39 protein-coding genes are annotated in these 23,601 nt (G+C 47.9%); 26 read left to right on the top strand and 13 right to left on the bottom strand.

Features of this window, described 5'->3' with window-relative positions; genetic code table 11:
* The first annotated feature begins 41 nt into the window (after positions 1-41).
* The 15 genes from hpf (at position 42) to BG910_RS06585 (ending at position 11,205) form a co-directional block, all read left to right on the top strand.
* On the top strand, positions 42-359 hold the full coding sequence (hpf, locus tag BG910_RS06655) for a ribosome hibernation-promoting factor, HPF/YfiA family (protein WP_089036163.1): 318 nt from the start codon (positions 42-44) through the stop codon (positions 357-359).
* Between the two features lie 399 nt (positions 360-758).
* Positions 759-1,838: an iron-sulfur cluster carrier protein ApbC gene (gene apbC / locus BG910_RS06650; RefSeq protein ID WP_089036162.1), complete on the top strand. Its 1,080-nt coding sequence runs from the start codon at positions 759-761 to the stop codon at positions 1,836-1,838.
* 398 nt (positions 1,839-2,236) lie between these two features.
* A complete protein-coding gene (locus tag BG910_RS06645) occupies positions 2,237-2,860 on the top strand; it encodes a lytic transglycosylase domain-containing protein (RefSeq protein ID WP_089036161.1) in 624 nt (207 codons plus the stop codon).
* A 69-nt stretch (positions 2,861-2,929) separates the two neighbouring features.
* Positions 2,930-3,244, top strand: coding sequence for a TrbC/VirB2 family protein (locus BG910_RS06640; protein WP_123805455.1), 315 nt, complete (start codon positions 2,930-2,932; stop codon positions 3,242-3,244).
* 17 nt (positions 3,245-3,261) lie between these two features.
* Positions 3,262-3,696, top strand: coding sequence for a VirB3 family type IV secretion system protein (locus tag BG910_RS06635; protein WP_089035887.1), 435 nt, complete (start codon positions 3,262-3,264; stop codon positions 3,694-3,696).
* Positions 3,614-4,309: a VirB4 family type IV secretion/conjugal transfer ATPase gene (locus BG910_RS06630; RefSeq protein ID WP_232462168.1), complete on the top strand. Its 696-nt coding sequence runs from the start codon at positions 3,614-3,616 to the stop codon at positions 4,307-4,309. The genes BG910_RS06635 and BG910_RS06630 overlap by 83 nt, the downstream gene beginning before the upstream one ends.
* Positions 4,310-4,418: 109 nt before the next feature.
* The gene (gene istA, locus BG910_RS06625; protein ID WP_089035300.1) at positions 4,419-5,951 is read left to right on the top strand and encodes an IS21 family transposase; all 1,533 of its coding nucleotides are present in this window, start codon (positions 4,419-4,421) and stop codon (positions 5,949-5,951) included.
* Complete coding sequence (gene istB / locus BG910_RS06620) at positions 5,938-6,666, top strand: IS21-like element helper ATPase IstB (RefSeq protein WP_332457770.1); 729 nt, start codon at positions 5,938-5,940, stop codon at positions 6,664-6,666. Before istA ends, istB begins: the two co-directional genes overlap by 14 nt.
* Positions 6,667-6,721: 55 nt before the next feature.
* Positions 6,722-7,366: a hypothetical protein gene (locus BG910_RS06615; RefSeq protein WP_089036159.1), complete on the top strand. Its 645-nt coding sequence runs from the start codon at positions 6,722-6,724 to the stop codon at positions 7,364-7,366.
* A 13-nt stretch (positions 7,367-7,379) separates the two neighbouring features.
* Positions 7,380-7,646, top strand: a complete 267-nt coding sequence (locus BG910_RS06610; RefSeq protein ID WP_089036158.1) for a hypothetical protein — start codon at positions 7,380-7,382, stop codon at positions 7,644-7,646.
* A 95-nt stretch (positions 7,647-7,741) separates the two neighbouring features.
* The gene (locus BG910_RS06605; protein ID WP_089036157.1) at positions 7,742-8,944 is read left to right on the top strand and encodes a hypothetical protein; all 1,203 of its coding nucleotides are present in this window, start codon (positions 7,742-7,744) and stop codon (positions 8,942-8,944) included.
* Positions 8,945-9,005: 61 nt separating this feature from the next.
* Positions 9,006-9,524: a plasmid mobilization relaxosome protein MobC gene (gene mobC / locus BG910_RS06600; protein WP_089036156.1), complete on the top strand. Its 519-nt coding sequence runs from the start codon at positions 9,006-9,008 to the stop codon at positions 9,522-9,524.
* A 10-nt stretch (positions 9,525-9,534) separates the two neighbouring features.
* The gene (locus BG910_RS06595; protein ID WP_089036155.1) at positions 9,535-10,587 is read left to right on the top strand and encodes a relaxase/mobilization nuclease domain-containing protein; all 1,053 of its coding nucleotides are present in this window, start codon (positions 9,535-9,537) and stop codon (positions 10,585-10,587) included.
* A 133-nt stretch (positions 10,588-10,720) separates the two neighbouring features.
* Positions 10,721-10,921 carry a DUF5397 family protein gene (locus BG910_RS13070; protein WP_089037175.1) on the top strand — a complete coding sequence of 67 codons (201 nt, stop codon included), beginning with the start codon at positions 10,721-10,723 and terminating at the stop codon, positions 10,919-10,921.
* Positions 10,921-11,205: a virulence factor gene (locus BG910_RS06585; protein ID WP_089036154.1), complete on the top strand. Its 285-nt coding sequence runs from the start codon at positions 10,921-10,923 to the stop codon at positions 11,203-11,205. The genes BG910_RS13070 and BG910_RS06585 overlap by 1 nt, the downstream gene beginning before the upstream one ends.
* 54 nt (positions 11,206-11,259) lie before the next feature.
* On the opposite strand, the gene BG910_RS06580 is transcribed toward BG910_RS06585, so the two are convergent.
* Positions 11,260-11,535, bottom strand: coding sequence for a type II toxin-antitoxin system RelE family toxin (locus tag BG910_RS06580; protein ID WP_089036153.1), 276 nt, complete (start codon positions 11,533-11,535; stop codon positions 11,260-11,262).
* A complete protein-coding gene (relB, locus tag BG910_RS06575; protein WP_089037174.1) occupies positions 11,519-11,743 on the bottom strand; it encodes a type II toxin-antitoxin system RelB family antitoxin in 225 nt (74 codons plus the stop codon). The genes BG910_RS06580 and relB overlap by 17 nt, the downstream gene beginning before the upstream one ends.
* Before the next feature lie 211 nt (positions 11,744-11,954).
* Between relB and BG910_RS06570 the strand changes: the two genes are divergently transcribed.
* From BG910_RS06570 to BG910_RS13175, 5 genes are read left to right on the top strand one after another with little or no spacing between them, the layout of a single operon-like run.
* Positions 11,955-12,629, top strand: coding sequence for a Fic family protein (locus BG910_RS06570; RefSeq protein WP_089036152.1), 675 nt, complete (start codon positions 11,955-11,957; stop codon positions 12,627-12,629).
* 8 nt (positions 12,630-12,637) lie between these two features.
* Complete coding sequence (locus BG910_RS06565; RefSeq protein ID WP_089036151.1) at positions 12,638-13,258, top strand: recombinase family protein; 621 nt, start codon at positions 12,638-12,640, stop codon at positions 13,256-13,258.
* On the top strand, positions 13,259-13,468 hold the full coding sequence (locus BG910_RS06560) for a hypothetical protein (protein ID WP_089036150.1): 210 nt from the start codon (positions 13,259-13,261) through the stop codon (positions 13,466-13,468).
* Positions 13,469-13,474: 6 nt separating this feature from the next.
* The gene (locus tag BG910_RS06555; protein ID WP_089036149.1) at positions 13,475-14,341 is read left to right on the top strand and encodes a Fic/DOC family protein; all 867 of its coding nucleotides are present in this window, start codon (positions 13,475-13,477) and stop codon (positions 14,339-14,341) included.
* Positions 14,319-14,447 carry a DUF4113 domain-containing protein gene (locus BG910_RS13175; RefSeq protein ID WP_123805482.1) on the top strand — a complete coding sequence of 43 codons (129 nt, stop codon included), beginning with the start codon at positions 14,319-14,321 and terminating at the stop codon, positions 14,445-14,447. The genes BG910_RS06555 and BG910_RS13175 overlap by 23 nt, the downstream gene beginning before the upstream one ends.
* 32 nt (positions 14,448-14,479) lie before the next feature.
* On the opposite strand, the gene BG910_RS06550 is transcribed toward BG910_RS13175, so the two are convergent.
* From BG910_RS06550 to BG910_RS06525, 7 genes are read right to left on the bottom strand one after another with little or no spacing between them, the layout of a single operon-like run.
* On the bottom strand, positions 14,480-14,767 hold the full coding sequence (locus BG910_RS06550; protein WP_089036148.1) for a type II toxin-antitoxin system RelE family toxin: 288 nt from the start codon (positions 14,765-14,767) through the stop codon (positions 14,480-14,482).
* On the bottom strand, positions 14,757-14,999 hold the full coding sequence (locus BG910_RS06545; protein ID WP_089036147.1) for a type II toxin-antitoxin system Phd/YefM family antitoxin: 243 nt from the start codon (positions 14,997-14,999) through the stop codon (positions 14,757-14,759). The genes BG910_RS06550 and BG910_RS06545 overlap by 11 nt, the downstream gene beginning before the upstream one ends.
* A 27-nt stretch (positions 15,000-15,026) precedes the next feature.
* Entirely contained in the window at positions 15,027-15,365 is a 339-nt protein-coding gene (locus BG910_RS12275) for a hypothetical protein (RefSeq protein ID WP_157694044.1), read from the bottom strand.
* 4 nt (positions 15,366-15,369) lie between these two features.
* A complete protein-coding gene (locus tag BG910_RS06540) occupies positions 15,370-15,930 on the bottom strand; it encodes a hypothetical protein (protein WP_089035858.1) in 561 nt (186 codons plus the stop codon).
* Positions 15,905-16,366 (bottom strand): hypothetical protein, encoded by a 462-nt coding sequence (locus BG910_RS06535; RefSeq protein ID WP_089035857.1) that lies wholly within the window; start codon positions 16,364-16,366, stop codon positions 15,905-15,907. Before BG910_RS06535 ends, BG910_RS06540 begins: the two co-directional genes overlap by 26 nt.
* A gap of 49 nt (positions 16,367-16,415) precedes the next feature.
* The gene (locus tag BG910_RS06530) at positions 16,416-17,201 is read right to left on the bottom strand and encodes an N-6 DNA methylase (RefSeq protein ID WP_232462166.1); all 786 of its coding nucleotides are present in this window, start codon (positions 17,199-17,201) and stop codon (positions 16,416-16,418) included.
* A 59-nt stretch (positions 17,202-17,260) separates the two neighbouring features.
* On the bottom strand, positions 17,261-17,659 hold the full coding sequence (locus BG910_RS06525; protein WP_198344763.1) for a phosphoglycerate kinase: 399 nt from the start codon (positions 17,657-17,659) through the stop codon (positions 17,261-17,263).
* A 658-nt stretch (positions 17,660-18,317) separates the two neighbouring features.
* On the opposite strand from BG910_RS06525, the gene BG910_RS06520 reads away from it, so the two are divergent.
* The 3 genes from BG910_RS06520 (at position 18,318) to BG910_RS06510 (ending at position 19,475) form a co-directional block, all read left to right on the top strand.
* Complete coding sequence (locus BG910_RS06520; RefSeq protein ID WP_157694043.1) at positions 18,318-18,752, top strand: hypothetical protein; 435 nt, start codon at positions 18,318-18,320, stop codon at positions 18,750-18,752.
* A gap of 94 nt (positions 18,753-18,846) precedes the next feature.
* Complete coding sequence (locus BG910_RS06515; protein ID WP_089036145.1) at positions 18,847-19,092, top strand: type II toxin-antitoxin system Phd/YefM family antitoxin; 246 nt, start codon at positions 18,847-18,849, stop codon at positions 19,090-19,092.
* The gene (locus tag BG910_RS06510; protein WP_089036144.1) at positions 19,089-19,475 is read left to right on the top strand and encodes a type II toxin-antitoxin system VapC family toxin; all 387 of its coding nucleotides are present in this window, start codon (positions 19,089-19,091) and stop codon (positions 19,473-19,475) included. Before BG910_RS06515 ends, BG910_RS06510 begins: the two co-directional genes overlap by 4 nt.
* A 46-nt stretch (positions 19,476-19,521) precedes the next feature.
* Here the strand turns inward: BG910_RS06510 and BG910_RS06505 are convergent, their stop codons facing one another.
* The 4 genes from BG910_RS06505 to BG910_RS06490 form a co-directional block, all read right to left on the bottom strand.
* Positions 19,522-19,809, bottom strand: coding sequence for a type II toxin-antitoxin system RelE/ParE family toxin (locus BG910_RS06505; RefSeq protein ID WP_232462165.1), 288 nt, complete (start codon positions 19,807-19,809; stop codon positions 19,522-19,524).
* Positions 19,809-20,096: a CopG family ribbon-helix-helix protein gene (locus tag BG910_RS06500; protein ID WP_089036142.1), complete on the bottom strand. Its 288-nt coding sequence runs from the start codon at positions 20,094-20,096 to the stop codon at positions 19,809-19,811. Before BG910_RS06500 ends, BG910_RS06505 begins: the two co-directional genes overlap by 1 nt.
* A gap of 481 nt (positions 20,097-20,577) precedes the next feature.
* Positions 20,578-21,378, bottom strand: coding sequence for a hypothetical protein (locus BG910_RS06495; protein ID WP_089036141.1), 801 nt, complete (start codon positions 21,376-21,378; stop codon positions 20,578-20,580).
* A 6-nt stretch (positions 21,379-21,384) separates the two neighbouring features.
* Positions 21,385-21,594: a transcriptional regulator gene (locus BG910_RS06490; RefSeq protein ID WP_089036140.1), complete on the bottom strand. Its 210-nt coding sequence runs from the start codon at positions 21,592-21,594 to the stop codon at positions 21,385-21,387.
* 125 nt (positions 21,595-21,719) lie between these two features.
* Between BG910_RS06490 and BG910_RS06485 the strand changes: the two genes are divergently transcribed.
* The 3 genes from BG910_RS06485 (at position 21,720) to BG910_RS06475 (ending at position 23,090) form a co-directional block, all read left to right on the top strand.
* Positions 21,720-22,319 carry a LexA family transcriptional regulator gene (locus BG910_RS06485; protein WP_089036139.1) on the top strand — a complete coding sequence of 200 codons (600 nt, stop codon included), beginning with the start codon at positions 21,720-21,722 and terminating at the stop codon, positions 22,317-22,319.
* Between the two features lie 112 nt (positions 22,320-22,431).
* Positions 22,432-22,692 (top strand): antitoxin, encoded by a 261-nt coding sequence (locus BG910_RS06480; RefSeq protein WP_089036138.1) that lies wholly within the window; start codon positions 22,432-22,434, stop codon positions 22,690-22,692.
* Positions 22,689-23,090 carry a type II toxin-antitoxin system VapC family toxin gene (locus tag BG910_RS06475; protein WP_089036137.1) on the top strand — a complete coding sequence of 134 codons (402 nt, stop codon included), beginning with the start codon at positions 22,689-22,691 and terminating at the stop codon, positions 23,088-23,090. Before BG910_RS06480 ends, BG910_RS06475 begins: the two co-directional genes overlap by 4 nt.
* The last annotated feature ends 511 nt before the right edge of the window (positions 23,091-23,601 follow it).

The raw sequence follows: 23,601 nt of genomic DNA, 5'->3' as shown, positions 1-23,601 counted from the left end.
GGCAGTATCCGTTCTCACTCACCAACCGAAGGAGTTTTACCATGAATCTGAAAATTACCGGTCTGAATTTCGACGTTACAGAAGCCATCAAAAACCATGTAACCGAGAAGCTCGAGCGCATCAACTGCCATGCCGCCAACGTGATTTCCGTAACCGTTACCCTTTCGGTGGAAAAAGTAAACCAAAAAGCCGAAGCCGATGTGCATCTGGCCGGTAAAGACCTCCACGTCGAAGCCGTCGAACAGGATATGTACGCCGCCATCAACGTATTGATGGACAAACTCGACCGCGCGGTGTTGAAACACAAAGAAAAAAGCGGCGATGTGCGCGGCAGCAAGCCGGAAGTTGTCGAAGAATAAGGCTTGAAAGGAAGCAAAAGGCCGTCTGAAAATTCAGACGGCCTTTTGGTTTTTATCCAAAATCCAAACGCATTAAGCCAGCCCGCGTAGGTCGTGTTAGAGAGGCACGATCGTAACACGACAAACCGGCAGTAAAGTTTGACGGCCTTTGGGAATGAAACAGAGGCCGTCTGAAAAAGTGGGCGTGGTTGTGTCGTGTTACGTCCGCTTGAGGTGGACGAACACGGCCTTGCTTAATCAGATTTAACCGCCGCACAAACCGGATTTAAATTTACGTTAAAGGCCGTCTGAAAACATATCGTCATTCAGGCGGCCTGCTAAAATTTCCAAACTCGGATAGCTTGATATTTCCCGCCTCAGCCCGATTTTAAAAGCCGACTTTTACACATTGAGAACACCATGAACATCCCGGAAATCCAAGCTGCATTGGAAGCAGTTGACATCCCGCAAACCGAACGGACGCTCGGCGGCGAAACAGCCATTAAATCCATCGAAGAGCGTTCAGACGGCCTCCACATCGCCCTGCAATTCAGCTATCCCGTCCGCCACATCGGCACCGAACTCGCCAACCGCGTTCAAGAAGCCGTTATCGCCTACACGGGCGACGCCTCGATTCATTTGGGCATCGAAACCGACATCGGCACGCACAAAGTCCAGCCCGGCGTCGCCACCATCAAAGGCGTGAAAAACATTATCGCCGTCGCCTCCGGCAAAGGCGGCGTCGGCAAATCGACCACCACCGCCAACCTCGCCACCGCGATGGCACGCATGGGCGCGCGCGTAGGCGTGCTCGATGCCGACCTATACGGCCCCAGCCAGCCCACCATGCTCGGCGTGGCCGACGGCAAGCCCGACCAGAAAAACCAAAAGCTGATTCCCGTCGAAGCCGACAGCGGCATCCAAGTTATGTCCATCGGTTTTCTCGTCGATACCGACCAAGCCGTCGTCTGGCGCGGCCCGATGTTGAGCCAGGCCTTGCAGCAGCTGCTGTTCCAAAGCGAATGGAACGACGTGGACTACCTCTTCATCGACCTGCCGCCGGGCACAGGCGACATCCAGCTCACGCTGTCGCAGAAAATCCCCGTGACCGGCTCCGTCGTCGTCACCACCCCGCAGGACATCGCCCTGATTGACGCGCGCAAAGCCGTGGATATGTTCCACAAAGTCAACATCCCGATTTTCGGCGTGTTGGAAAATATGTCGGTACACATCTGTTCCAACTGCGGCCACGCCGAAGCCATCTTCGGCAGCGAAGGCGGCAAAAACCTCGCCGGCCGTCTGAACGTGCCCCTGCTCGGCCAGCTCCCGCTCTCCCTGCCCGTGCGCGAAGCCATGGACAACGGCACCGCTCTGCAACTGCTCGACAACCACCCCGAAATCGAGCAAATCTACACCGCCGCCGCGTTCCAACTGGCGCTCTCCGTAGCCGACAAGGGCAAAGACTTCAGCAACAGATTCCCGAGAATTGTCGTAGAATAAAAGTTTGAACGGATTAAATCCCAAAGGCCGTCTGAAAACTTTGATTTTCGACGGCCTTTTTCATACTTCTAAAACCCACCTTCCCTCTATTTCCAGCACCTGAAACACAAAAGAAAAGAGCCCAAGCAATTTGCTTAGGCTCTCAATATCTGGTGGGTCGTGAGCGATTCGAACGCTCGACCAACGGATTAAAAGTCCATAATATAAAATATAACTGATTGTTTTTAAAAAAGAGTGAAGCCTGCAACTTCAATATAAAACAGTACAATTCAGGTACTTTCAGTCACAAATTTGGCACACAGTTTTAGTACATAGAAATAATGCAGAAGCAATATTTAAGCCCTTTGTTTGGAGGGCTTTAAATATTGCTTTTTTATTTTTTTCCAACAGGAGGTTGAATGAAGTATGTTTTGATGGCGATGATTTTTACCGCATCAGCGGCTCAGGCGGAAAGGCTTACCTTTCCGCAATATGCCGCTTTAGTCGAGAAATACGCAGCAGCCCAGCGTCTTGACCCGAACATGATTTGGGCGGTGATGGGACGGGAAAGCTCGGGAAACCCGAACGCCTTATCACACAAAAACGCACGCGGCCTGATGCAGGTGATTCCGCCGACGGCAGCGCGGATGGGCGTAAATCTGAAGCATCTGTATCAGCCTGAGCCGAATCTGATTGCCGGTACGCGTTATCTGCGTTTTTTGTGCAACCGTTATCCTGATAAAAATCACCCGACGGGGTGCAATATTGATTTGGTTTTGGCCGGATACAACGCCGGAGAAGGTGCTGTCGACAAATACCGTGGTATTCCGCCTTATGCCGAAACACGTGCGTATGTCAAAAACGTGAAATACCGCTACGCACGCCTGAGTAAGAATCCGTCTTTGATGACTGCTTCTTATGCTCCGCCCGTTAAGCCGTCTGTCAAACCGAAAATGGCTGTTGCCCAAGTAGAAATGGCCAAGGCTGTTCCGGTAGCCATGAAACGCCGGCATGAAGCGTGGGACGTGTTTCAAGAATTTTAAGTGTGGCCTTCGGGCTTTTTTTGTTGCCGCTTTATGCGGCTTTTTTTGTTTTTTTAAAGGAAAAAAATTATGATGAATCTCATCAAAAAGGCAGCAAATAACCATAAAGCTATTGCGGTAACTTTGTTGATTTCAGTCGCTCAGATTGCAATGGCAGATGGTTTTAGTGACGCAAATGGGGCGGCAACAAAATTTCGTACTGGGCTTTATACATTTGTCGGTATCTTGTTCAGTATTACTCTGTTATGGGCATTTTTTCAGGCGCGTGGCGGTCGTAAATCATGGCAAGATATTTTAGAAGAATGCTTATACATTGTTGGTGCGGGTGCTTCTATTGCGCTTGTAGCTTGGTTATTTGCAACAGGCGGTAAAATGAGCTTCTAACTCAAAAGGTTTCTCACATGCAAAGAGAAGACATTCATACCGAACATCATACATTTAATGCCTTGAGCCGTCAGGCAATGGTTTTGGGAATTCCGCTTCCTGCGGTGGCAGCTTGTGGATTTGCAGGTATGATGGCAGCTTTGGTGCTTATGCCCTTCCTTCAAGGAAGGGCTTTGTTTTTCCTGCTGCTGCCGCTGCCGTTTTTGGCATTCCTGCATACCATATGTGCCAACGATGACCAAGCTCTGCGGATTTACTTTTATGAAGTGAAGTATTTCCTACGCCGCCGCAATGCCAAAATGTTCAATGGCACCAATACCATTCTCGCCACGAAATTCGGGAGACAACACAGTGATTATCAGCGATTTTTTGAGCAACGCGCTAAAGGCGCAGCCCGCGCAGTCGGATTTTCTACCGAAAGTCTGCCAACACGTTACAAACAACATCGTTAACTACAAAACCGGCCATTTGGCTTTTGTTATCCGTATGGAAGGCTTGCCTTTCGACGGAGTGGACGACAAACATTTGTTCGCGTCATTTGTCGGTTTGCGTAACCTGCTGGCCGGCATGGGCAAAACATTGGGCAACCGTTTGGCAGTATGGGGGACGCTGCAACGTCAAAAAATCGTATTCGACCGCGAATACGGTTTTCAGACGGCCTTCACGCGCCAGTTTACCGACAAATACCTGAAGCGTTTCCAGGAAGCGGATTATTACGAAAACGTTTATCACTTGACGGTTTTGATTAAAACCGACTACTTGGATTCGGGTATCAAAGAAGCAGAAGAGCAGATTCAGATTCTGATGCGCTCGCTTGAGCCATACGATCCGTATCTGCTGACGGCCTATCAAAACGAAAACGGCGTGCCTTTTTCTGAAGTGTACAGTTTCTTCGGTAGCCTGATTAACGGCACATATGAAGAAATTCCGCTGTCTGCGGTGGATGCGTATCAGACCATTGCCGGTAGTAATCTGCATTTCGGTTCGGATTTGTGCGAAATCCGAACCCAAAGCGGTATGCGTAAATTTGCGCAGATGTTCGACTTGAAAGACTTTGGTTGTTAAATATCGTGCAAAACTGAGCCAGGGAAATGGGGAGTTGTGCTCCAAAAGTGAGCCACTCTCCGTTTGTTATAAACTGCTCCGCTTTATCACACAGCGGAGCCCAACCTGGATGTTATGTATGGAAACCATCGCAAAAGTGCACCGGCTTTTTCACCGGCAGAAACTCTCACAACGTGAAATCGCCAAACAACTCAAACTCTCCCGCAATACAGTCGCTAAATATCTGCAGCACGCCACCGTAGAACCCCCCGTCTACCGCAGAGAACAAACCCATTACCCCAAGCTCGGTCCTTTTCTTGACGCATTAGCCCAACAATTGCTCCAAGAAGCCAAACTGCCCAAACAGCAACACCTTTCCGCACGCCGGCATTTCGAACGCATCAAAGATGCCGGTTATACCGGACAGTACAGCGCCGTTGCCGCATTTATCCGCAAATTCCGTCAACAGCACCAACCCAAACCAGTTCCGGTCTTTATGGCTCAGGCTTTTGCTCCGGGTGATGCTTATCAGTTTGACTGGAGTATCGAAACCGTTTGTTTGGCCGGACAGACCGTCAAGGTGAATATCGCCCATTTCCGCTTATGCCACAGCAGGGCTTTTTTCATTTGTGCTTATCCCAATCAGAAAGCCGATATGTTGATGGATGCGCACAACCGCGCATTCGCTTTCTTCGGCGGCGTACCTACCCGCGGTATCTACGACAATATGAAGACCGCCGTTACCCGCATCGGCAAAGGTAAGGAGAGGGAATTTAACGCGCAGTTTTTACAGATGATGACCCATTTTCTCATTGAACCGGTTGCCTGTACCCCGGCTTCCGGCTGGGAGAAAGGGCAGGTCGAAAGGCAGATACGCTACCTACGTGAAAGATTGTTCAAACCGACTTTGGCTTTTGATTCCTTCACCTCTCTCAACGACTACCTGCAGCAGCAATGCCTACGGCTGATGCAGCAGCACAAACATCCCGAATACAGGCAGCCGGTTACCGACATATGGGAAAGGGAGAAGCATTCGTTGGCCGCTTTCCGTCCCTATCCGGCAGAACGTTTGGAGATACTCAAAGTCAGCAACCAGTCTTTGGTTACCGTCGAACGTCACCGTTACAGCGTACCGGTCGAATGGGCGGGCAATACGGTTAGGGCTTATATCGGCGCACAGACCGTCCGCTTTTGTAGCGATACCGACTGCATTGCCGAACATCCGCGCAGCTTTGTGAAGGACGGCATCAGCTATAACCCTTGGCATTTTTTGCCCTATCTGCAAAAGAAACCCGGCGCGTTAAGAGACGGCAGGGCTTTTATCGGCTGGGTGCTGCCGCCCGTCATAGAGCGACTGAAAGCCTGTTTGCTTAAACAGCCCAAAGGAGACAGGGTGATGGTCAAACTGCTGAACCTGATGGCCGAATACGATGCTGACTTGGCATTGACGGCGGCGGAATTGGCATTGGACGAAGGTATGCCGACACCGGAGGCGGTATTGAACATCATCAACCGTCTGAAAGAACCGCCTTCACCCCGTTTCCATATCAGGGACATCCCACTTACCGTCCCGCCGTCAGTTGATTGCAGCCGTTATGACCGCTTACTGAGTTTGTCGGGCAAACAAACGGATACGGTGAAGGAGAAACATCATGCAGCATGAACGTTTGGTTGGATTGCTGAAAGAATTGAAACTCGGTGCGATGGCGGAGCAATGGGATGAAATCGTAGTGGACGGCATCCGTCGCAAACGGGGTACGCTGGATATTCTGGAGCGGTTGTTGACTGCCGAACATATAGCCAAAACAGCAAGAAGCACCCAAAACCGGATTAGCCAGGCAAGGTTTCCGCAACACCGCAGTTTGGCCGACTTTGATTTTGAGCAGAGTTTGATACACCGTCCGGCCTTGGAACTGCTGTTGGGCGGGGGCTATATCAGACAAAAGCGTAATGTGGTGTTGGTAGGCGGACCGGGTACGGGTAAAACACACATTGCCACAGCACTGGGTATCGAAGCTGCGACACAAGGATTTAGGGTACGTTTTTGGAATGTACTGGACTTGGTCAACAAATTGGAAGCAGACAAAGACGAAGGCCGTCTGAAACTGACCGAACAGCAATGTCGGTACGATTTGTTGATTCTTGATGAGTTGGGGTATCTGCCGTTTAGTCAGAAAGGCGGTGCGCTGCTGTTTCATCTGATGAGTCAACTGCATGAAAGGACGAGTATTGTCATGACGACCAATTTGGCTTTTAGCGAATGGGTGAAGCTGTTTATGGATGAAAAGATGACGGGTGCTTTACTGGACCGCCTGACTTATTGCTGCGATATTTTTGAGACGGGCAATGATTCTTACCGGATGAAACACCGCTCATAGGGTGGCTCAATTTTAGACCACAACTGTGGCTCAGTTTTGGAATGGAATTGACACCTTGCGCGAACGTTATGCCAAAAACGGCATCGAGCCGGTACTGACGCGCGAGCAGGAGCGGCAGGCAGAGACCGCCAAGCCTGAGCAGGAAAAGACGCAGGCAAAACCTGAACAGGAGCAGGGAGAACGCGTCCATACCGAACCCGACCGCGAAATGCTGGCCGCCGCCGAGCGTTTGAAGGCGCAAAGCACCATGCCGTCTGAAAGCCAAGTCAACTCATCGCCGCGGGCCGATACCGACAACGATGTGCCGATTCACAGCCTCGGACAGGAAGAAGTGCCTGCCGAAGTCGTGCATCAAACCGACAACATGAAGGCTGCTGCTATGGATACACGTTTTGTATCGGCCAAAACCGTCTATACCGAAAAGGCCCAGAAACTCAGTAAAAACGAACAGAAGAAACTGGCGTTTTACGAACGCGGCGTGATGGACACGCTGCGCGGTTTGGAAGGCGGTACCCGCACCGACGCGCTGCGCAATTACTACGAGCATACGGCCAAGATGATGAAAGGCGGCAAACTGGGTTTGCCGCATCCGATTCAGATTCCTTCGCACACACAGACACCGGCAGGACAGAAACCGGCGCTCGAGCAGCAGCCCCGCCACGAACGCAGTCAAGAGCAGGAACCGGAAATTTCACGATAAAAGGAGAAGATTAATGGGTATCAGCAGAAGACTGCATCCGAACCGGCCTGAACACTGGGCAGGCATTCATGTGTTGAAGTGTACGCATTCGTTGAACAGCCGGTCCAAAATCGACTATCTGATGTATTGCGACGTTTTGAAAAAAATGACGGAAGGCCGTCTGAAAATCCGTGTGTACGGAAACCGTTACGTATCGACAGAAGGAAGCCGGATCCGATATGTCGACAGGGACGCGGTGGATAAGGCCGAAGACTGGAATATCGGGAAAGAAACATCATGATTCCGGAAAACTCTGCCGAGATTTGAACGGTTGCGACAATCCATCCATGCCCGAAGCTGCTGTGCTTCGGGCTGTTTTTTATCCGGGAGTAAGCAATGGAAAAAGAACACGACAAACCCGCAGGCAGCCGCCGCATGGAAATTTTACAGCAGTCGCCGGCCGACAAGCAGGCTGCCAATACGGACAGCCCGTCTGAAAACCGGAATATAAACGGATACGGCAGTTTTTTGCCTTTGCCCGATTTTGGTTTGCAGGGGCAAGACCTCACGGCATTCAAAGCATCTTGGCTCAGTGCGGTGGAAAGCCTGCCGGCGGCCATCGAAAAACAGCAGGAGCGTTTGGCCGCCGCCGGCATTGACGATACCGGTTTGACAGAATACGGCCGGGAAACAGACAGCGGCAAGCGCAGCGGCATTACTACGGAGATGACGCAGCAGCGGTTGGCAGACATTACCCGCCATATCGAAAACCTGCGCGACGGCAACATCCGGCCATCAGCCTATATCGGCAGCGGTTACAAAAATCCGCGCCAAACCGCATTTGAAGCAATGGCACGCGATATGGTGGAAACTCAGGCGGTACTGTCGCCGCATATCCCGTATTACGACGACATCAATGTAAACAACTACCTGCGCCGGCAGCTTGAAGCAGAACGGCAAGAACCGCAAAGGCCGTCTGAAAAGCATTATTCGGAAAAAATCATCGACTCGGCGCAACGTTCGCCAGAGGCTGCGGCCGAAGCCTTGGAAGTGCTGCCTGCACCGCACCTGTGTACGTCGGAACGGTTCGCCGAATATGCCTGGGTTGTGCCGTCCGATACCGCCCGGCGTTGGGAAGTACGCTGGCCGGAAGCGACGGAATACGGCATGAACCGTGCTTTTTCCGACGAGGCCACACCGGAAGGAGCCGTGAAAGACGTACACCGCAGAACGGTAAACAACCGTCTGTATCTGGCCACCGGTAACGGGACGAAAGAGCCGGAAAAAAGCCAACTGCCCCCGGAAAACGTATTGGCCGAATATCCCGAACTGTCAGCCCTGTATATGCCGAAGAGCCTGTCTGAACGCTTGCAAACGGCCAAACAGGAGTATGAACGGTTGTTGGCCGGAGGAAACGATACCGACCGTAAACTCGGCCGGTTTATGGAAAGCGGCATGGAAGCGTTGGCCAAAGGGCTGCCCGAACAGACGCAGTTACAAGTCCGCGTCAATTTTTACGAAAACCTAATCAGCCGTATCAACGGAAAGGGCGAACCGGAAAGAACACCTGAGCAGCAGGAACTGTTTGCCGAACGCTGAATATGGTTTGAGGCCGTCTGAAATTTTCAGACGGCTTTTTTGACGAAAAAGGATTCCGAATATGCCTGAAATCAGTGTTTACGGTCTGAGCCGTGAAGAAATTGACGCACTCACCCTGTTGGCCAAACAAAAGTATGGCAAAGCAAGTGTCTCATGGATGGCCAAACGCCTTTTAAAAGAACAATTGGAGAGAGAAGAACCCGAACTCATCAAACTGCCGGCACCCAAAGGCAGCAAACGCATTACCGTGCGGCTGCCCGAAAAAGACCGCGCCTATTTGGAAATGGCCGCCGCGCAGCACCACAGCAGCGTGAACGATGTCGTGCGCGATATTGTACAGGCGTATATCCGCAAACATCCGTCTTTGTCGGCCGCCGAAGTGGACGTGCTGTACCGGTCCAACTATCAGCTTCTGAGTATCGGCCGCAACCTGAACCAAATCGCCCGACAGCTCAATATGGGCGAAAGCGCATCTGTTACATCCGAACATATCAAAGAGCTGACACGGATTATCAAACAGCACACCGAAAAAGTGGCCGGTGTTTTGAGAACCAACCGCAAACGCTTGGCTGCCAAATAGGAGAACCGCCATGTCGCTCAACAAAAAAATCGACGATTGGTTTTTAGGTTATAAAACCCGCGCCGTCAAAGCCAGAGATTCCGGTGTTCTGATAGGAAAATCCAAGCACCGCCGCAAATCGGGCATACCGCTGAAACCGGGAAGCGGTTTGGCCAACCTGACCGCAGCCGCCAAAAAACATCCCGAAGTGATGGTGAAAATCCCCAAGCGGCTCAGCCAGTTTTCCAAAGGTATGCAGGGTGTCGTCAACCATTTGGACTATATTTCGCGCAACGGAAAAATCACGGTAGAAACCCAGTCCGGCGAAAAGCTGGACGGTAAGAAAGCCGTCAAATCGCTGACCGAAGACTGGAAAAAGCTCAATATCCCCGACAACAGCAAACACCGAGAAGCCCTCAATATCGTGTTGTCCATGCCGGCAGGTACGCCGCCGGAGGCGGTATTGAACGCAGCAAGAAATTTTGCGGCCGAGCAGTTTCGCGACCACCCATACGTTTTTGCGCTGCACCACGAATCCGAAAAAACCGACGAACCCGAACACCCGCACGTCCACTTATGCGTGTTAATGCGCGACGCATTCGGCGAGCGGCTCAATCCGCGTAAAAACGACCTGTTCGAGTGGCGCGTCCGTTTCGCCGAAAAGCTCAGGGAAGAAGGCATAGAATGTGCGGCGACAAGGCGGCAGCACCGGGGACGAACCGTCAAACCGGAAAACGGGCTGCTCCGGGCCATGCGGCAGCGTGGTGTTGCCGGCAATGTCCACCAGCAGCAGGCGGCCGAACTGATAAAAGCCATGCAAAACAGCGACCGTCCGAAACACCCTTATCTTCAGGAGGTTATGAAAACCCGTGGCTACATCTTGTCCGAATACGGCCTGATTGCCAAAGAACTGTACAAAATGGGACACAAAACCGAAGCACGGATGATCAGCAAACTGGCTAAAGATATGGCCGGCCAGCCGTTTACCACACAAGCCCAACGGCAGTATGATGACGCGAGAGATCGTCTGAAAAGCCAAACACCGCAACACGAACTCAGCCAAGATAATGAGCCTACGCGTTAAGCACCCGATGAAAAGCCCTGCGGCCATACAGAAACCTGTATGGCCGCAGGGCTTTTTGCGTTTACTTATTGACAAAGAAAGGGAAAATGGGCAGGATAGACCTATGATTCATCAATATATATCGGAAAACTCCATGCAGCATATTCCTGATACGCAAACTATTCCTACCGGCTCGATTCGAACCTTTGGCCAATACGGCATTCCCTATATCGTTGGAACGCCCGCGGAGCAGCTTCCCGACGGCGATTGGCTGGTAAATATTGAGTTACCGGAAAGCGGAGAAAAAACAACGTACCGTTTGTCAAAAATCGTCTGCGATCCGAAGGCTAACTAATGTACGCGATTTCCTTTGATTTGGTGGTTGCAGATACAGAGAAAAATCATCCGCGCGGTGTATCCCAAGCCTATTCGGATATTGGAATCGTGTTAAAAAAGTACGGTTTCGTCCGAGTGCAAGGCAGCCTTTATACTTGTGAAAACGAGAATATGGCCAACCTGTTTTCAGCAATTTACGACTTGAAGAGTCTGAGCTGGTTTTCCGCCTCTGTGCGTGATATTCGTGCTTTCCGCATCGAACAATGGTCTGATTTTACCGAAACTGTAAAATTTAAGTTTTAATAAAAGCCCTGAGGCCATACAGATTCTGTATGGCCTCAGGGCTTTTTGTGTTTATCAACGTGATTTGTACACTTCGCGTCGATTACCGATTCGTACAACCAGAATTTTCATGATTCCGTCTTCGATTTTAGCGATGATTCGGCAATTACCTACCCGATATTTCCAATAATCCCCTAATGCTGAGCCTTTGAGGGCTTCGCCGATACTTCTCGGGTCTTCGGATTTTGAAATTCTTTCGTGTAAGAATTTCAAAATCCGTATGGCCGTCTGCTTATCCAATTTTTTCAGCTCTTTTTCAGCCGATTTATCCAACTCAATCTTCCAAGCCATAGTCCCTCATCACATCTTCAAACGACACAGTTTCACTTTTGCCGGCCTGAATGTCGGCATAGCGTTGTTCGGCTAGATAAAAATCTTCCAAGTCATCTAAATATTCGAGAATCGCTTCTCGGGCATAATAGGTTTTGGTGCGACCGGTCTTCTCAGCCAAGACACTTAAGCGGTTTTCGATTTCTTGAGGCAAACGGATTGCAAGCATTTTTTTCTCCTTGCTATACATGTATAGCAAATTATAGCAGAGATCATGTTGTAAAAGGGTAGAATGTGTAAATCAGATTGCCGCATGGTCAAATAGAGTGGATAATTTAAATATAGACAAATAAAGTCCATAATATATTAAATTACCCATTATTTGACTGATTCTGACATTAGACAATCAGGGTATGTTCAAATTAACCATAGGATTCAGTATGTATCCCGATAAATACGCACTCAGTCTGAAAGAAAACCTCTTCTTGGCCAAAAAGGTGCTGGTGGCACAGATCCACAATCTCAGCCGCTTTGAAAACTGCCAAACCACGCTGTTGCAGACCGAACAGATTATCAACGGCCATAACGTTGCCACAGCTTCTTTAGGCGATATTCAGACCATTCTCCACCTGAAACGTGCGTATCTGTATGTGATACAGCACCTTTCAGACGGCCTGCCGGCGGATATGGCACTGCTGAAAAAAATCAACAATATGGTGGCGCAAGACGATTCGCTGGCTCCCGGGGAATTCCGCACCGGCTCCGTGGGCGTAACCTTGTTTGACGGTTCGCGCCATACGCTGCCGGCCATGACCAAAGCGGAAGTGGCAGAACTGATGCACAGCATCGAAACGCACAGCGGCTCAACCATCGAAACCGCCATACGCACCATGCTGGCCTTAATGCGGCAGCAGGTTTTTTGGGACGGCAACAAACGCACGGCCACGCTGTTTGCCAACGCCCTGATGATGGAAAAAGGCTGCGGTATTTTGGAAATCGCCGAGGCAAAAATGCCCGAATTTAACGAAAAACTGTCCGCCTTCTACCGCTCCGACGATGACAGCGAAGTGGCGGCGTTCCTGTATCAGCACTGCATTTCCGGTATCGACTATTGAGGCCGGCCATGAAAGCAGCCAGAATCTACCAACGCGTCAGCACAGAAGCGCAAAATCTCGAGCGGCAGAATGCCCTGATTGAGAAAGCAAAGGCCGAAGGCTACTATATCGCCGGCGTTTATAAAGAAAAGGCTTCCGGTGTCCGAGCCGACCGACCGGTATTGAACCAACTGATTACCGACCTGCGACAAGGCGATGTCATCATCGCCGAACATATCGACCGAATTACCCGCCTGCCGCTGGCCGAAGCGGAGAAGCTGGTCAACCGTATCCGAGAAAAAGGCGCGTTCCTGTCCATTCCCGGCATTATCGACCTGAGCCAAATCCAAACCGATTCCGAAATTGCCAAAATCGTTTTAGACAGTATCCAAACCATGCTGCTGAAAATCGCCCTGCAAATGGCTAGAGATGACTACGAGCAGCGCAAACAACGGCAAGCGGCCGGCATTGCTGAAGCTAAGAAGCAAGGACGGTTCAAAGGTCGTGTAGCCGATAAAGCCAAACACAAACTGGTTATTGAACTGCGCCAGCACCATACAATCAAAGAAACTGCCAAATTGGCCGGATGTAGTGAAGCATTGGTCAAGCTCGTGATGAGACAATACAAAAACAGATTGAAAGGAAATTAGATGCCCGTTCATTTAAATGAAGACGTGAGCAAACAAGTTGATTCCATATTTGCCCTCGAAGGCTTTCAGCCAACCGAAACCATGCAACGCATTCGCTTGGCCATTGCGGATGGCCGGGTAAGTAGAGAGCAGGTTACAGCTGAAATGCTTGAGTACGTTCAGCAAAATAAGGTATTTGAAGGATTCGCTGAATCAAGAACTTGGATATGAAAGCCTATGAGCAATCCTTATACTGATGAAAACGGCCTTTTTCATAATAAATTAGGTATTACGGATCAAACGGCATTAAATGAGTTTGAATACCACCATAGCGCAATGAAGGCTGAAGCCGTTCTTTCAGGTGAAATCAAGCTGGACCATAGCAGCTATGATTTAGCTCATTTGAAAGATATTCATAAAGCGTTATTTGGTGATATTTATGAGTGGGCTGGCCAAGAAAGGACAAGGCCGTCTGTAAAGGGAAATAATCTAAGCAAAACAGTTACATTCTTTTTAGAACCTGAAAAATTACAGGAGAAATGGCAGGAAATCCAAAAGCTCACCCAAGAATTTTCGCAAGCTGAAAAACTGGATTTGAAGACGGCTAAGGAAAAATTGGTCGGCATCATGATTGAAGCCAATTATTCGCATCCGTTTCCAGAGGGGAATGGCCGCACTTTGCAGGTTTTTATGACCCAGCTTGCAAACGAGCAAAATTTAAAAATGGATTATTCCAAAGTTGATGCCGAGATGTGGAACATGGCCAACGCGCTGAGTGTACCTCATTCCAAACGTTATGAAGGCCATTTAATTGATGTACCGCCCAACAAAGAAATGCTTGGGCGTATGATGGATAAAGTGATACAGGAGCCTACTCAATCTCAAAATCTCCAAATCCAATTTGAACAGCTTGATAAGGTATATCAGGAAAATCAACATTTGCTGTCACCTAAGCAGAAGTTAATTATTCATGAAGCTGAGAAAATTATTCAGCAATTACCGCCACAAGCACAATTACAAGCTAAGGTGAATTTGTATCAGAGCATTTCAGAGGATATTCAAAAACATCCCCAACAATTTGATGAGCCTGAAATTGATCGTTGATTTAAAAAAGCACCTTTGGATGAACCGACAAAAACTAAGCCCATGTTATACGACCAGGGTACTCGACTTGCCTATCCTTTCTTCAAAAATGCCGTCTGAAAGATAAACCTGTTTTTCAGACGGCCTGTGCTTTTTTGTTTATTCCAACCTGCTTTTAGCAGCCTGATAAACAGCCAAGTCTGCCCTGCGGCCGACGGATACCACCGTTATCGTAACGATGTTGTCGTCCACACGGTAAACCAAGCGGTAGCCTGCCCGTTTGAGTTTGATTTTGTAGCAGTCGTGCATATTGTGCAGGGCGGCCGACGGGACACGCGGGGTTTCCAGCCGTTCCGCCAATTTTTTCTTGAACACCTGTTTCACGCTGCCGTCGAGCTTGTCCCATTCCGCACGGGCAGACGGCAGGAACGCCAGTTTATAGGTCATGCAGATTGACCTCTACGGCCCGTTCTCCGGCGCGTTCCATAATTTTACGGGCATCAGCCAAGTCTTCGATGTAGTCCATCAAGGCTTCGTACTGCTGCGCCGGAATCAGGTAGGATTCAGGCTTGTTGTGGTTAAGTACCGCAACTGCACCTTCAGCTTCTGCTACGATAGCCGCATAGTTGCGTTTCAATTCGGTTACGCTGACGGCTACGTCGGATAGAATCGGATTCATTTTGATACCTCCAAAAGATGTTTTATTTTACATCATTTTAGATGTTAAAAAACACTTATCTTCAATTAGTCGGGAATCATTTATGTCCTCCAGAATCGGGATGTAGTTGTTTTGACTATTTTCAGACAATCCTTTTTCAAAAAAGTAACCCATCAAATAAAAATCCCGCCGTAGGGGGCAAGAAACAAACAGGCGTGGCGGTTTTGCAGGCTGTCGAAGATGCCGGAAAAGCCGCCTGAGTCTGTTTTTTTCTTGGGGGCTGCGGCGGGATTTTTTCGGCGGCTGCCGCTGGCTTTGGCCACCGTATCCTTTCTTCAAAAAGGCCGTCTGAAAGATAAACCTGTTCTTCAGACGGCCTCTTTTCATCCGCTTAGTGGTGAACGATTATGTCGATTGTCCACCAAGTCCCAGCATAAGCAGTCTTAAAATCTTCTACTTTCCATTGAATTTCTTCATCATCAATACCTGAATCATAAATAAATTTCATGTCCGAACCCATAAAATGTGTAGCATTGATACAACCTTTTCGGATACTGGCTTCAACATTGGCTACGTTTTCAAGCATCAAAAGGTTAATGAGTGCTTGAGTATCCAGCCGAACACCTTCAGGAATTTCACCTTTTAAGCAGTCTGAAAACAATTTGTCATACTCCCTGCGCGGCAGCAAAGCGAATGTTTCCGTCATCGTACCGACACCGTAGTCATCACAGGTCTGCTTCAGCAAATCGTAGGTAAAATCCGAACTGCCTTTTAACGCACCCGCGAAAATCTCAATGCAGTCATCTGCCGTCAAACCTTCATTCAAGTCTTCAACATCGCGCCACATCGTGATGAATACGTCGCGTATCTGTCTCGGCTCGAGTGCTTCAATCAGGGACACGATATGTCCCACCCTGTTTTTTTCTTCACTCATCATCCCATCCTCTTTCATGGTTTTTAATGCCCTTCGCTTTGGTTTCCCGTTCAAACCAAGCGGCAGGGTCGGCGTAAAATTCGGGCGGAAATACCAATGCCACAATAAAATCAATGTTCGTGTTCTGCCAAAACCAATGCGCCTCCACGTCAAAACTGCCGTAAAAACAGATTTCCAGACAACAGCCCATCAGCGCATATTCAAACGAGCCGCTGACACTCCGTATCGTCGCATCCATATAAACCTTGACCCGCTTACGGTCATCGCCCGCCGCCATCAGCATTTGATACAGGCGGCAGTAAAGGTCTATGTCGAAAATGACGGTCATGTCTCGGTAGTATCCGCCCAAACAGTCAAGGTCTTCATCGGTGCAGTTGATACAGTCAAGTTCATCATCCAGTTCCGCCACCATCAGGCGGCAACCGTATTTATCGTATTCAAATCGGTATTTCATTTCGTTTTCCTTTCTTGGGTTCAGACGGCCTTCAGGCCGTCTGAACGCGTCAGAACAAGACAAGCTGTTCTTCAAGTGCCAGTGATGCAGGGGAAGCAGGCGTTGAAGGCGGTTCTGCGCCATCGGCAGCCTTTTCTTGAGCCACCTTCTCCGCCATCGCTTGTGCAAAACCGCCATATACCCAGTCGGAAGTACACCAAGCAGACCAAAATTCACAGGTCAGGCTGTCGCCATGCACGATTTTTGCGGGAATGCGGTAAAGCTGGCATTGGATGTAGCACATCCATACACACAGCACATCAATATCTACGCCCATCGCTGCCACTCGTTGTGCAGGGATATGACCCAATTCCTGAACCTGCTCGGCAAAAGCAATCAGGTTCGCCCCGCTGCCGCAGGCAGGTTCCAAAACGCTGACGAACTTTTGAGTATCCAGCTTTTCGGGCAGGTCTTGGGCAACAAGACCCGACATCAGTTTGCTGATGCTGTACGGCGTGAAATACTGGCCGCTGTCGGGATTGCCCAAATTCAAATTCATATACAGACGGCCTAAAACATCATCAAAAGTACCCTGTCGTTTCGATTCCGAAACGGCCGCTATCAACGCCGCCAATATTTTGGGAAAACGCCTGAAATCATCTTCGGCATATTTCTGACGGATTTCGTGATAACGGTTTTCCCGTTCGTTCCATTGTTCGTCAAACGCGTATTGGTTTATCAGCGTGATGGCCGTCAACTCGATAAAGTCCCTGAATACGTCGGTAGTCCGAAATGCTGAACCAAACGCCCTGAAATGTTTGGCTAATTCTTGATAGTTATTTTCCATAGTATTCATTCTCCAAAGCCTGTTTCAGACGGCCTGAAGGCCGTCTGAAAAACAGAGTTTCAAACGCCTTACCACCAACTGTCATAGAACACAGCCAGCCCTGCGGCAATGGCGGCACGCGCGTTTTCAATAAAGACTTTGGTGTCGGCGATGTCTTCAGGGTAGATTTCTTCGCCGCCGAAAAGAAAGCCGGGCGTATGCTCCAGTTTCCCGCCGTCTAAATCCGCTTCCAACCGTACCAAGTCTTCCAGTTCCAGCCGAACGGTGCAGCAGTTGAACGATTCTTTGCTGCCGCCTTTCTCCCGATACAGCTTTTCCATCCAGCCATGCAGATGATTGAATTTGCGCCAGTAGGCAAAATGGGTAAGCCCTGCCTGTTCCTGTTCTTCTTCACGCACATTAACATCGGTCTGACGGTCGCCGACAAATTCGGCACGCATGGTATAGCCGTACATATCCAGTCCCATCGATACTCCTTTCACAAAGGTTCGTTCATAAATAAACAACCATCGGGGGCAGTTGCCGCCGTGTTGTGATGTCGTAAAAAATTTCAAAGCGCAAAAAGTCCAGACTGGCTTTGTGCGGCTTTCATCTTTGTCCGGTACGTCCTCTGCGGCGTAGTGGAAAAGGTGGAAGACGTGCAAAGACACTCGTCTTGGTCTGGACTTTTTGCGCTTTGAAATTTAGACATCAACCAACAACACGGCGGCGACTGCCCCCGATGGTTGTTCAAACCTTCAGCCGCTCTGCGGCGTTTCCGCCCTTTTGGGCGGAATCAGGGTGGCAAAACCACCCTGTTTTTGGCACTCGTTGCCTATCCTGCGTTCTAGCAGAAATACACTTCTTTCTTAGGAAATATCCGTTTTTGAAGGAGAAGGTACGCGCGGAGGGGAGATGGATTAGTTCATTGATTAGATATTGATGGTTTGAAGTAGATTAATTGTAGTTTTAAATTAGATTGAATTAGATTAAAAGTAGATTTATATTAGATTATAGTTAGATTTTATATAGTCCAATAACTAGACTTTGTTAGTCTGGAATATAGTCTGAATTAGATGATATTAGATTGAAGATAGATTATATTAGATGTATAATAGGTTATAGATAGTTTTAATTAGACTGTGATTGGATATGGGTATTTCTGTTGAAAATTTTATGGCCGGCCAAACAGAGCAAGGCCGTCAATCGAAGCTGGAGCCGTTCAAAGCCGATATTTTGCTGCTCAAGAAAAACGGGTTTTCCCAAAAGCAGATTCAGCAGTTTTTGGCGCAAAACGGTGTCCGTGCCGGACTGACGACGATTAACTGGTTTATCCGCTCCCGGGGACAGGAGACGGTTTCTGCGGCGGTGAAAGTATCGAAAAAATCAGATGATGTTAATCAGTTAACGATTAAGCCGAAACCCGTTGCCGAGCCGGAACAGCAGCCAAACGATTCCGAACAGCCGCCGCTATCCCAACCCAGAAAATTCAGTTGGACAGCCACACCACCCGATGACGACGAACTGTTCGGGACAAACCAAACTTCCGAACATTCGACAAAACAAGAAAATGCCGTCTGAAATTTCAGACGGCCTTTGATTCGGTTATTGAGCAGTAGCGTTCTGTTTAAATACAATCTATAATTAGCTAACTGAACTAAGTAAAGGTGTCGCCATGTTCCAAGCAAATATCCATCAGGCAAAAACCAATCTCAGCCAATTGATTCAAAAAGCCGAGGCCGGGGAAACCGTCATTATTGCCAAAGCGGGAAAACCATGTGTCCAATTGACCGGTATTATCAAACAGGAACGGAAAGCAGGCAGCCTGAAAAAATTCAGCCATGCCCAAAATACCGATATTTCCCGAATCCTTGAAAGTGATAGCGATACCGCAGATTTATTTGAGGCATCTTCCCTATGAGAAAAATCCTATTGGATACGCACGTTGTGCTGTGGTGGGTATTGGATGACGGGAAATTAGGCAAAAATGCCCGCAAACTGATCGAAAACCCCAATAATCTGATTTTTGTCAGTGCTGCGAGTATTTGGGAGCTTTCAATCAAGCTGAATAAAGGATTGCTGAAACTGCCCGAAGAGTTTTTTGATGTGATAGGGCAAGAAGATTTTGAGAATCTCCCTATAGATTTCTTCCATGCAAAGCAGGCCGGGCAGCTTCCTGCGATACATCAAGATCCTTTTGACAGAATGTTGATTGCCCAGACCCAAGCGGAAGGCTTGGAACTGATGACCGTTGACGGATATATCCCGCAATACGGAATCAGGGTTATCGATGCCGGCAAATGAAAATTCATCTTTATAATAAGGCTGTCTGAATTTCAGACGGCCTTATTTAATTCTTAACCGGAAAACTGTAACTCAATTCCCGTTGGTGCTTAATCGCCACAATCACAACGATTTCAGAATCCATCCGATATAAAACGGTATAGCCTGCATCTCCGAAGGAAACCGGCCATTCCCGGTATTCATCATCAAAAAAACGGCCGGTGGCAGGAAATTGTGCCAAACCTGCCAAAGCGTCCTTAACGGCCTTTACCGCATTTCGTGCAGCTTGTTCGTTTTTCGGTGCTAAAAAATCATAGAGCCGTCGTAAATCAGCCGTCGCATGTTCGGTTAACATTACTTGTGGCATTTCAATTCCCCGGCTTCTCTCCCTTCAATAATTGTATCCATCCATACATTTGCCTCTTCCAACGTAACATGCAGGCCGGTTTCTTGATAGTGTGCCCAAGAAGCATCGGCTGCGGCACGTAAAGCAGCTTTCTGCTCTTCACGTTCCAAAAATTGGTTGACCGCTTCCCGCATCAACCAATGCACAGAGCGATCTTGGGTTTCGGCAACTGCTTTCAAACGGTCTCTGATTTCTAGCGGTAATTTAACGGCCACAGGCACGGTTTGCGGTTTCATTTTATTCTCCGAATAAAAGTATTAAAAGGTATTACCATTATATACCAAAACAAATTTATCCACAAAACCTGTATATATCCCCCCTCAAAAACAGCCCATCTATCCACTAAATCCCCATATCCACAATGATTGAGACGGTTGCACAAAAATCAGGCACTTTAAGTGTCTGAAAGGGGTCTCTGAAAGGGCTATCTGTATAGTGATCGGCTTTAGTGTACAAAGACCTTTGTCTTAACTGTACATTGTACTTTGCACTAATTGTACAAAGACATGATTTATAAAGGTTTTTAGAACGAGGTTTCGGCGAAGGTGAAACGGCTTTTCAGACGGCCAGAAACCTTAAAATCATCAAAACGGCATAAAAAAACGGCCGATACAGGGTATCAGCCGTAAAAAACTGCCCGAGCTAGGCTCAAAAGCAGGGTGAAGACGGATTTTAGGCAGGTTTGGACAGCACGAAAGCGCAACAAGGCTTCAGACCTTATTGCGCTGAGTTATTTTTTAGTTTCCGCTTTTTCAGATATTCCTGTATGCCTTGATAGCCTTCGTTTTGGCGGACAGCTTCCTTGTCGGGCGGCGGTTTGTTCTCTTCTTCCAGTTTGGCTTTATATTCGGCTTCCCGCTCACGTTTTACCTGTTCTGCCTGCTCCTGTGCCGTTTTTTCAGACGGCCTGTACGGTTGGTTTTTATCGTTAAAGAAGAATCCTATCCAACCCGTCAGAATCGATTTTTCCATAATCGGCTTCAGATCCAGCTTTTTATTGTGCAGTTCAGTCAGTTGCTTCACGGCTTTCTTTTTCATGGAATGGCCGGTCGTTTTGCCTTTTTCGACCACCATATCCAGCCAGTCGTGCCAAAGTTTGAGCGGGATAAATTTGGGAATACGGAAATTGTCGCGGTCGTAGTGATGCTTGCTGTTGGTTTTCGGTACGGCAACGCCGCGTAATTCGCAGATTTTGGCCAGCAATACTTCACGGTTGATATACCAGTGCATTTTGCCGTGGATACCGCCGCGCCGGTATTGAACCAAACCCTGTTCCAACAGGATACGGCGCACCTTCTCATAGCCGCGCCGGGTCAGGCCCAGTTCTTTTTTCAGGTGGTCGGCAGTCTTATAAACCCAGCCCTGTTTTTTCGGCTCTTTATCGGCCACGTCGCTCCACCAAAACAGGTTGGACAGGAATGAGGCCGTCTGAAAATCGTGCGCGCACAGGGGCATAAATTCATCATAGACTTGGATGAATTTGTCGTTAAGGTAAAGGCGCAGGTCGGCGATGAACATGGGAATTTATGAAATAGTATCAAATAGATCAGGTCTTAATTCTTTCCTGTTAACTTTAGAATTAGTTAGCTTTTCTATTTTAATTGCGGCTTCTGGTGGAATTTTATTTCTACCATGAACCCAGCTATTTACGGTTGAACGTTTGACACCTAATTCTCGTGCTAACGACGCTTGACTTCCAAAGAAGTCCACTACGGACTGAAGAGCTTTATGCATATCTGTATTTTCATAAAATTCGAATAGCTAAAGTCTATTTTAAATATACATAATAGTCAATAATTCAGATACGACAACAATTTGTGGGGTGTTTAGAATCAAATCATTTATATCAGGGCTTTCGCATGAATTATGATTTAGCTAAATGGGTCATGAATGCAAGAAAACAGTCAAACTTGACTCAGGAAGAGTTAGCAGAAGCAATCGGTTTTTCAGGGAAGGGGAGTATTTCTGCGATTGAAAAAGGAAGAAATAAACCTACCTTTGATGTAATGGTCAAAATAGCTGAAGTTTGTAACTATCCACTTCCTTATCAAAATCAAATCATCAATAATACGGCTAACCATATACAAGTTGGAGGAAACAATTTTGGAAGTGTCTCATGCTATGATTCTGATTCTATGGATACCGAGACTCCAATAGATTTGGAGAATCTTCCAAAGATGAAGTTCATCAAACCATTTGCGGCTCGAGTTCCAAATAATGACTTATCGTATGAAGGAATATTTAAAAATGATATTTTGCTAATTGATCCAAATATTACTGTTAGACATGGACATTTTGTTCTTGTCTTGGCGAATCAAAATCGAGGATTGATTGCAAAACTTACGATTGATATAAAAAATCAGAAACTTCTGAAATACAATGAGAATATTCCTGAAATAATACCTGAAAACGTCAAAATTATTGGCGTAATAACAGGTTTGACAAGATATTATGTGTAAATTTAAGGCCGTCTGAATTTCAGACGGCCTTTTTGACAGGTTAATCCCTTGTTTTAGTATATACTATAATATATACTAGTAGCAGGTTTAGATTATTCTCTACGGAGGGATTATGCAAACTGCCAAAATATTCAACAACGGCAACAGTCAGGCCGTGCGCCTGCCTTTGGCATTCCGTTTTGAAGGCAATGAGGTTTTTATACGCCGTGATGAGAAAACCGGTGATGTTGTTCTGTCCAAACGCCCTGCGGATTGGGAAGGCTTTATCCATGCGCTTGGAAACAAAGAGACTATTCCGTCAGAGCCGTTTGCCCGTACTGAAAACGACAAAGCTCCCGTTCAGCGCGATCCTTTTGAAGGATGGCAGGAATGAAACGTTTTTTGTTGGATACCAACATCGTCAGTCATGCGGTGCGTGGTAATGAAGCGGTTTTAAAACATCTGGCAGCTACGCCTATGTCGGCATTATGTATTTCTGCCGTTACCCATGCCGAGATGATGTATGGTTTAGCCAAACGTCCCGAGGCATTACGTTTGCGCCGTTTGGTAAATGAGTTTTTGCTGAGGGTGGAAGTTTTACCTTTTGATAGTGCGGTGGCAGAGGATTACGGCACGTTTCGTGCGGTAATCGAAAGTGCAGGGCGCAGCTTATCTCCGCCCGATATGCAGATTGCCGCACATGCTTACAGTATCGGGGCTGTTTTGGTCAGCAATGACCGGGCTTTCTCTGCAATTGCAGGATTGGAAACAGTTGATTGGCTGGGTAGTTAAATAAGGTTTTAAAAAAGGCCGTCTGAAATTTCAGACGGCCTTTTTAGTTTTGTTGCTTTAAATTTAAATATCAATAAAAATCAGTAGTTTAATTATTTAATAATAGATAATGTCAACTTTAGATAGACATTAATGTATATTTAAAATATACTTAGTATAACTTTTAAGCTCTTTAACAAATCGAAATCGTAGCAACCGGCCTTCGGAGCCTATTCCTTTTATCGGGCAGTTTTGCAGACTTCGCTACCGAAAAACGGAAACGGCAGGCGTAGAAAAGGCGTGGGAGCCTTTGGGTAAATCGGACAAACGGTTGCAGGTATCGTCAACATACCGAAAAGAAAAAAGCCGACTAACCGGGTAGCGCGGGTGCGTCCGGGTCAAGCGGCTGGTTGAACGGAAAAAATCGGAACGTAATTCCGATGTTGGGCAAATCTACGGAGAAGCCCTGACTGACAATTTGACTTTATGAAACTGCCTCTAATGGGCAGATGTGGGGCGGTAATGCCCTTTG

Source organism: Neisseria chenwenguii (assembly GCF_002216145.1).
Taxonomy (GTDB): Bacteria; Pseudomonadota; Gammaproteobacteria; order Burkholderiales; family Neisseriaceae; genus Neisseria; species Neisseria chenwenguii.
Note: the sequence above shows the minus strand (reverse complement) of the source record. Positions and strands in the feature narration are given on the sequence as shown.